General features: G+C 73.6%; 7 protein-coding genes. 4 read left to right on the forward strand and 3 right to left on the reverse strand.

What is annotated here, in order from left to right; all coding sequences use genetic code 11:
- Positions 1-50 precede the first annotated feature (50 nt).
- Positions 51-1,250 (forward strand): glycosyltransferase, encoded by a 1,200-nt coding sequence (locus ABZ562_RS39080; RefSeq protein WP_361489620.1) that lies wholly within the window; start codon positions 51-53, stop codon positions 1,248-1,250.
- A 33-nt stretch (positions 1,251-1,283) separates the two neighbouring features.
- Here the strand turns inward: ABZ562_RS39080 and ABZ562_RS39085 are convergent, their stop codons facing one another.
- Positions 1,284-2,630: a TerD family protein gene (locus ABZ562_RS39085; RefSeq protein WP_361489636.1), complete on the reverse strand. Its 1,347-nt coding sequence runs from the start codon at positions 2,628-2,630 to the stop codon at positions 1,284-1,286.
- A 212-nt stretch (positions 2,631-2,842) separates the two neighbouring features.
- Here ABZ562_RS39085 and ABZ562_RS39090 point away from each other — a divergent pair, with 212 nt between their 5' ends.
- Together ABZ562_RS39090 and ABZ562_RS39095 are read left to right on the forward strand one after the other, a co-directional pair.
- Complete coding sequence (locus ABZ562_RS39090) at positions 2,843-3,352, forward strand: DUF6643 family protein (RefSeq protein ID WP_361489622.1); 510 nt, start codon at positions 2,843-2,845, stop codon at positions 3,350-3,352.
- A gap of 134 nt (positions 3,353-3,486) precedes the next feature.
- Positions 3,487-4,332: an MOSC N-terminal beta barrel domain-containing protein gene (locus ABZ562_RS39095; RefSeq protein WP_361489625.1), complete on the forward strand. Its 846-nt coding sequence runs from the start codon at positions 3,487-3,489 to the stop codon at positions 4,330-4,332.
- 319 nt (positions 4,333-4,651) lie between these two features.
- Here ABZ562_RS39095 and ABZ562_RS39100 read toward each other — a convergent pair whose 3' ends face one another.
- Both ABZ562_RS39100 and ABZ562_RS39105 read right to left on the reverse strand, forming a co-directional pair.
- Positions 4,652-5,371, reverse strand: a complete 720-nt coding sequence (locus tag ABZ562_RS39100; protein WP_361489628.1) for a response regulator transcription factor — start codon at positions 5,369-5,371, stop codon at positions 4,652-4,654.
- A 185-nt stretch (positions 5,372-5,556) separates the two neighbouring features.
- Positions 5,557-6,006, reverse strand: coding sequence for a cyclic nucleotide-binding domain-containing protein (locus ABZ562_RS39105; RefSeq protein ID WP_361489631.1), 450 nt, complete (start codon positions 6,004-6,006; stop codon positions 5,557-5,559).
- 221 nt (positions 6,007-6,227) lie between these two features.
- Here ABZ562_RS39105 and ABZ562_RS39110 point away from each other — a divergent pair, with 221 nt between their 5' ends.
- Entirely contained in the window at positions 6,228-6,695 is a 468-nt protein-coding gene (locus ABZ562_RS39110) for an ATP-binding protein (protein WP_361489633.1), read from the forward strand.
- The last annotated feature ends 90 nt before the right edge of the window (positions 6,696-6,785 follow it).

The following is a 6,785-nucleotide window of genomic DNA, read 5'->3' on the forward strand; positions in this document are numbered from 1 at the left end:
CGGCCCCGAGTCCCCACCGCCCGGGCACGGCTTGGGGCAGACTGCGGCGGGTGAGCGCGCTGACGTGGATCGCCGTCGGGGCCCTGGTGGCATGGGTGTGGCTGCTGCTGGGCCAGGGGTTCTTCTGGCGTACGGACATCCGGCTGCCCCGGACGCCGCCCGGCGCCCCCGGGACTCCGGCCGGTGAGGAGCCCGGCGACTGGCCCTCGGTGGCCGTCGTGGTGCCCGCCCGGGACGAGGCCGCCGTCCTGCCGGCGAGCCTGCCGTCGCTGCTCGCCCAGGACTATCCGGGATCGGCCGAGGTCTTCCTCGTCGACGACGGCAGCCGCGACGGCACCGGAAAGCTGGCCCGTGAACTCGCCGACACCTGCGGCGGGCTGCCGCTGACCGTCGGCTCGCCGGGCGAGCCGGAGCCCGGCTGGACCGGGAAGCTGTGGGCGGTGCGGCACGGCATCGCGCTCGCCACGGCCGGCGACAAGGCCGAGTTCCTGCTGCTGACGGACGCCGACATCGCCCATGAACCGGATTCGCTGCGGGAGTTGGTGCGGGCCGCCCGGGCGCACGGCCTGGACCTGGTGTCGCAGATGGCGCGGCTGCGGGTAGCCACCGGCTGGGAGCGGCTGGTCGTCCCGGCGTTCGTGTACTTCTTCGCCCAGCTGTATCCGTTCCGGTGGGTCAACCGGCGCCGGGGGCGCTGGGCGGCCGCCGCGGGCGGCTGCGTGCTGCTGCGCCGGGAGGCGGCCGAGCGGGCCGGGGTCCCGGAGGCCATCCGGCAGGCGGTCATCGACGACGTGGCGCTCGCCCGGGCGGTCAAGCGTTCCGGCGGGGCGATCTGGCTGGGGCTGGCCGACCGGGTCGACAGTGTGCGGCCGTATCCGGGGCTCGGCGAGCTGTGGCGGATGGTGTCGCGCAGCGCGTACGCCCAGCTGCGGCACAATCCGCTGCTGCTGATGGCGACGGTCGCGGGGCTCGCGGTGGTGTATCTCACGCCGCCCGTCGCGCTGTGCGCGGGCGTGGTCACCGGGCGCCCGGCGCTTCTCGCGGCGGGCGCCGCCGCGTGGGCGCTGATGGCCGCCACGTACGTCCCGATGCTGCGCTACTACCGGCAGACCCTCTGGCTGGCGCCGCTGCTGCCGCTGACGGCGTTTCTGTATCTGCTGATGACCGTCGACTCGGCGGCGCGGCACTGGCTGGGGCGGGGCGCGGCCTGGAAGGGGCGCACCTACGCCCGCCCCAGCGCCGCGCCCTGACAGGGGTGTGGCCGCCAAGAAGTGGCCGGATTCTCACTTGCGGCCGGGGGTCCAGTTCATGCCCCAGCCGTAGGCGTGGTCGAGGGTGCGCTGCGGGCTGACGCCACGGTCCGGCACCAGATAGCGGGCCTCGCGCTGGACGACGAGGTCGCCGCCGTTGTTGGTGATGAGCGCGAGCGCGCAGACCGTGGACGGGACGGTGCACTCGTCGAGGGAGAAGTCGACCGGCGCGCCGAATTGTGGCTGAAGAGTGACGGTGGCGTGCAGGTTCGCGAAGCTGCGCGCACCTTCGTAAATGGTGACGAAGACGAGGATGCGGCGGAACGCGTCCTTGTGGTCGAGGCTGACGGTGAGGTTTTCGCCGGTCGCCCGGGAACCGGTCCGGTCGTCGGCGTCGAGCTGGATGAACGGCGGCTGGTGCAGCGACCCGAACGAGTTGCCGAGCGCCTGCACCACGCCCTTGCTGCCGTCGGCGAGTTCGAACAGCGCGCCCAGGTCGAGGTCGAGGTCGCCGTGCAGGGCCAGGGCCCGGCCGAGCTTCTGGCCCCACCCCTGGAACTGCTTGTGCACCTGCCAGTTGAGGTTGACCCGCAGGGCGCCGGAGGTGCCGCCCTGCTTGGTGAGCGAGACGGCGGGCGCCTCCTTGGTCAGCGTGACCTTGCTGAGGCTCACCGGCGCGCCCGGAGAGCCAGGACCCGGACCCGGTGCGGGCGCGGGCGGCGGGAAGGGCGCGGGGGCGGCCGCGGACGGCGGCGGGAAGCCGGCGACCGGGGGCCCCGACGGCGGAGCCGGGGGCACGGCGGGCGGGGCGGGCGGCGCGGCCGGGGGCGCGGGGACGGAGGCGGGAGCGGGCGCGTGCTGCGGTTCGTCGACGCTGATGCCGAAGTCGGTGGCGAGGCCCGCGAGCCCGCTGTCGTATCCCTGGCCGACCGCGCGGAACTTCCAGCCGCCCTGCCTGCGGTACAGCTCGCCGAGGACGAACGCGGTCTCCACGGAGGCGTCCTCGCTGTCGAAGCGGGCGATCTCCGCGCCGCCGGACGCGTCGAGGACCCGGATGTGCAGGCCGGGCACCCGGCCAAACGTTCCGCCATCCGCGGAGGCGGCGAGCACCACGGTCTCGATCGCGGGCTCCACGCGGCCCAGATCGACCGCGAGGGTGTCGGTCACGGTGTCACCGGCCGTCCGCTTGCCCTCGTGCCGTACGGCACCCGAGGCGTGCACCGCCTGGTTGTAGAACACGAAGTCCGCGTCGGAGCGAACCTTTCCGGCCACCAGCAGCAGCGCGGAGGCGTCCACGTCCGGCACTCCGGGGCCGGAGCGCCAGCCGAGTTCGACGCGCACCGCCCCTGCCGTGACCTGGATGTTGCTGCCTTTGCGCATCGCCATGCGGTCCCCCTGTCTTTCTGTTCGCTTCATCTTCTGGACGGGCATGTGACCCTCTGAAAACGCGCTCTTTACAGGATCTCAACGTACCCTGACGACCGTTTTTCCCGAGTTCCAGCCGATTGGGGGTCCACGACCGTTCCGAACACTGAAAACAACCCACCTACCGGGCTCCCCAATCAGCACATGGTGGGCTTAACTTATGGTCTATGACCTCCCCCCGCAGCACCTACGGCGGCGGCTACTACTCCTCGCCGTCCTTCCCGGACACCCCCATCTACGACAGCCTTGTCGCCGAGCGGGGAACGCCTCAGATCGCACCCATCCGGGTGCCTTCCGCGTATGACAGCGGAAGCCACCTTCCGGCACTGCCCTCGGCGCTTCCCGCGCTCCCGGCCGCCCCCTCGCAGCAGAGCCCGCAGCAGGGCTACCAGCAGCAGGCGCCCCAGCAGGGCGGAATGCAGCCCGGTGGCATGCAGCCGGGCGGGCTCCAGCAGGCGCCCTCCCCGTACATCCCGCCGCAGGCGGGCCCGCGCGGCTACCCGGGGGCGCAGCAGCCGCGCCCGGCGGCGCCGAACGGGTACGAGGCGATGCGCCCGGCGATGCCGCGTCCCGCGGCGCCCCGCCCGGCGGTTCCCGCGCCGTCCCCGTACGACGACCCGTACGGCCGTCAGCAGCAGTACCCGGGGCGTCCCCAGCAGCCGGGGGGCGGCTACTGACCCCAGCGCTCTCCTCGCGCACCCTTCGCAACCCGGCCGGGGCCCGGCGTTCCTTCCTCGGAACGCCGGGCCCCGGCTGGTGTTCACCCCGCGGCCATCCCGGTCTGTCGGACCCTGCTGGCAGGATGTTCGGCATGGTCAACCCAGAGCTGAGCGCCCTCCACGTCTACCCCGTCAAGTCCCTCGCGGGTCTGGCGCCCGGTGCCGCGGTCGTGGAGCCGTGGGGGCTGGCCGGTGACCGCAGATGGATGGTCGTCGAGCCCAATGGGCGTTATGTGACCCAGCGCCAGCAGCCGAGGCTGGCGCTCGCCTCGGCCGAGTTGCTGCCGGGCGGCGGTGTCCGGCTCAGCGCCGAGGGCCGGAAGCCGCTGCGGGTGACCGCGCCCGGGCCGGGGGACCCGTCGGCGCCGTCGCGGGCCGCCTTCCCCGTGATGCTGGCGCGGACGGAGGTCGAGGTGGTGCCGGCGGGAGCCGAGGCCGACGCCTGGTTCAGCGACTTCCTGGGCACCGGGGCGCGGCTGGTCCACCTCGACGATCCCACGCGGCGGCGGCCCCTGACCCCGGAGTACGCCCGCGGCGGGGAGACCGTGAGCCTCGCCGACGAGTTTCCGCTGCTGCTCACCACCACCGCGTCGCTGCACGCGCTCAACTCGCTCATCGCCCAGGGGGATCACCCCGATGAGGGTCCCTTGCCGATGAACCGTTTCCGGCCGAATATCGTGATCGACGGCACCGCGCCGTGGGCCGAGGACGACTGGCGGCGGATAAGGGTCGGCGAGGTCGTCTTCCGGGTGTGCAAGCCGTGCTCCCGCTGTGTCATCACCACGACCGACCAGAGCACCGGTGAGCGCGGCAAGGAGCCGCTGCGGACCCTGGCGCGGCACCGGCGGGTGGGGGACGCCCTGCTCTTCGGGCAGAACCTGGTGCCGGAGGGCACGGGCACGCTGCGGCTGGGCGACCCGGTCGAGATCCTGGAGTAGTCCCCCGGGCGCCACGGCGGCGGGCGGCAGGGCGGCGGGCGGCGCGGCGGCCCATCCGGCCCCGGGCCCGGGGCCGTTCGGCCCTCGCCCGCCGGAGCGGGACGCGGGACGCTGGCGCGAGGCGGTGTGAGCCGGTGGACCACGGGGCGGCCGGGCTCTCACTCCACCGCGGTGATGAGCGACCACGACCGGCCGGTCCCGCCCGGCGTGGGGTGCGGGGCCGGATGGGGAGCCGGCCTCGTGCCCCTCGCGACTCCGGCACCGGCGCCCGCCTCACTCAGCCCGGCGCCCACCGGTCCGGGGCTCACCGGCCCGGGGCTCACCGGCCCGTCTCGCGCTCCCTGATCCGCTCGGCGATCACCGCCGCCTGGATGCGCCGGCTCACTCCCAGCTTGGACAGGATCGAGGAGATCCGGTTCTTGACGGTCTTCTCGGCGAGGAACAGCCGCTCGGCGATCTGCCGGTTGGTCAGCCCGTCACCGATCAGCTCCAGGATCTCCCGTTCGCGCGGGGACAGCCGCTCCAGCTCGTCGGGCGTGCTGGGCTGGGGCCCGCGGAGCCGCGCCATGACGCGGGCGGTCGCCCCCGGGTCGAGCATGGACCGGCCGCCCGCCACGGTGCGTACGGCGGACACCAGGTCGGATCCGTTGATCTGCTTGAGCACATAGCCCGCGGCCCCCGCCATGATGGCGTCGAAGAGCGCTTCGTCGTCGTCGAAGGACGTGAGCATCAGGCAGGCGAGATCCGGCATCCGGGCCCGCAACTCCCGGCAGACCGCGATCCCTTCGTGGTCGGCGCTCTCCCCCGACCCGCCGAGCCGTACGTCGAGCACCGCCACGTGGGGCCGTACGGCGGGGGCGCGGGCGATGGCCTCGCGGGCGCTCGCCGCCTCGCCGACGACCGCGAGATCGGGCTCCGCGTCGAGCAGATCGCGCAAGCCCCGTCGCACCACCTCGTGGTCGTCGAGCAGGAAGACCCCGATGGGCTCGGCGGCCGGGTCGACTCCCCCGGCGTCGGCGGTGTCGGCTGTCTCGGGCACTGCCCTCTCCTCCGTAGCGCACGGGGCGCCGGTCGTGATCCGGCTGCCCACTCTTACGTCCTGCCGCGGGAAGGGGGAAGGGGCCATTCGGCCCTCAGGCGCGCCTCTCCGCGATCAGCGGTGCGGACGACGACCCTACGCAGTCCGGGCCCGCCCGGCGGCGTCAGCGGGCGGCCCAGGCCCCGTCAGGGGGACATGCCGCCCGCGTACGGCCCGTACAGGTCCAGCAGCCGGCCGCGGGCGGCCTGGAGGCGCCGTCCGATCACCTGTGCGCAGGCCAGCGCGAGGGCGTAGCCCAGCTCCGGGTCGTCGTCGCACAGCCGGCGCACCGCCTCCGCGTCGAACTCGTACGCGCGCACCGGGCTGAGCGCCTCCGCGCCCAGGTGCCAGGTCTCCGGCGGGAACAGCCACGACCAGCCGATCAGCTCGCCCGGGCCCAGGGTCTCGATCACCGCGGCCCGGCGGCCCGGGACCCGCAGGTCGAGGGTGATCGCGCCGGTGCGGATGACCCAGAAGTGGTCCGCCTTCCGGCCCTCCTCGAAGATGCGGCCGCCCGAGGGGAAGGACACATCGTGGGCGAGCGCCATCAGCCGCTCGCGGTGCTCGGTCTTCAGTGCGCCCAGAAGTCCCTTCATGGCCTCACTCTGCCGTCTCCTCCCCCGCCTCGCCCCTCGGCGGTGACCGTGCGTGCGAGGGGCCACCGCCCTGCCGGTCGATCCGAAGCGATACGCGGATGAGCACGTACCGACTCTCTCTTAGTCATTTCCAGTCGCACTGCCGATATGACATGCCTTTTGTGGTCACACCCCCCAATGGCGCCCCACACCCCATACCCTCGGCTGCTTCACCGACCCTGATGTCGCTCACCCTCGTCACACGGGAGGCCCTGGTGCCAGCCGACTGTCGTCGTCGGTCCGCCAACCGAGCCGGAGCACACCTGGAACAGCTCCTGCACCGCCGCTTCACCGCCGGGGAGCTGCCCCGGCTGCGCGTCCTCGTCGAGGAGTGTGCCGCCTGGGCCGGGCTCAGCGAGACCCGCCGCGGTGACTTCGTCCTCGCCGTCGACGAGATCGCCAGCAACGCGATCGAACACGCGGGCGGAAAGGGCTCCCTGCTGCTGCGGCGGGTGGGCGACGAGCTGGAGTGCCGGATCAGCGATTCCGGCCCCGGCTTCTCCGAGGACGTCATCCCGCAGATCCTGCCGGGGCTGGACGGCGCGACCAGCGGCCGCGGACTGTGGCTGACCCGCCTGGTCACCGACCGGCTGGCGATCAGCGCCGGGGCCATGGGCGCCGTCGTGACGCTGGCCATGCGGCTGCGCTAGGGGGTGTCGTGTGGATCAGGCCGGATCAGCGAGCGGCGTCTGGTGCGGTGCCTCGCAACCCGCGTGAGGAGAGCGCAGCGGCGCTGCGTG

This window comes from Streptomyces sp. NPDC019937 (assembly GCF_040631655.1).
Classification (GTDB): Bacteria; Actinomycetota; Actinomycetes; order Streptomycetales; family Streptomycetaceae; genus Streptomyces.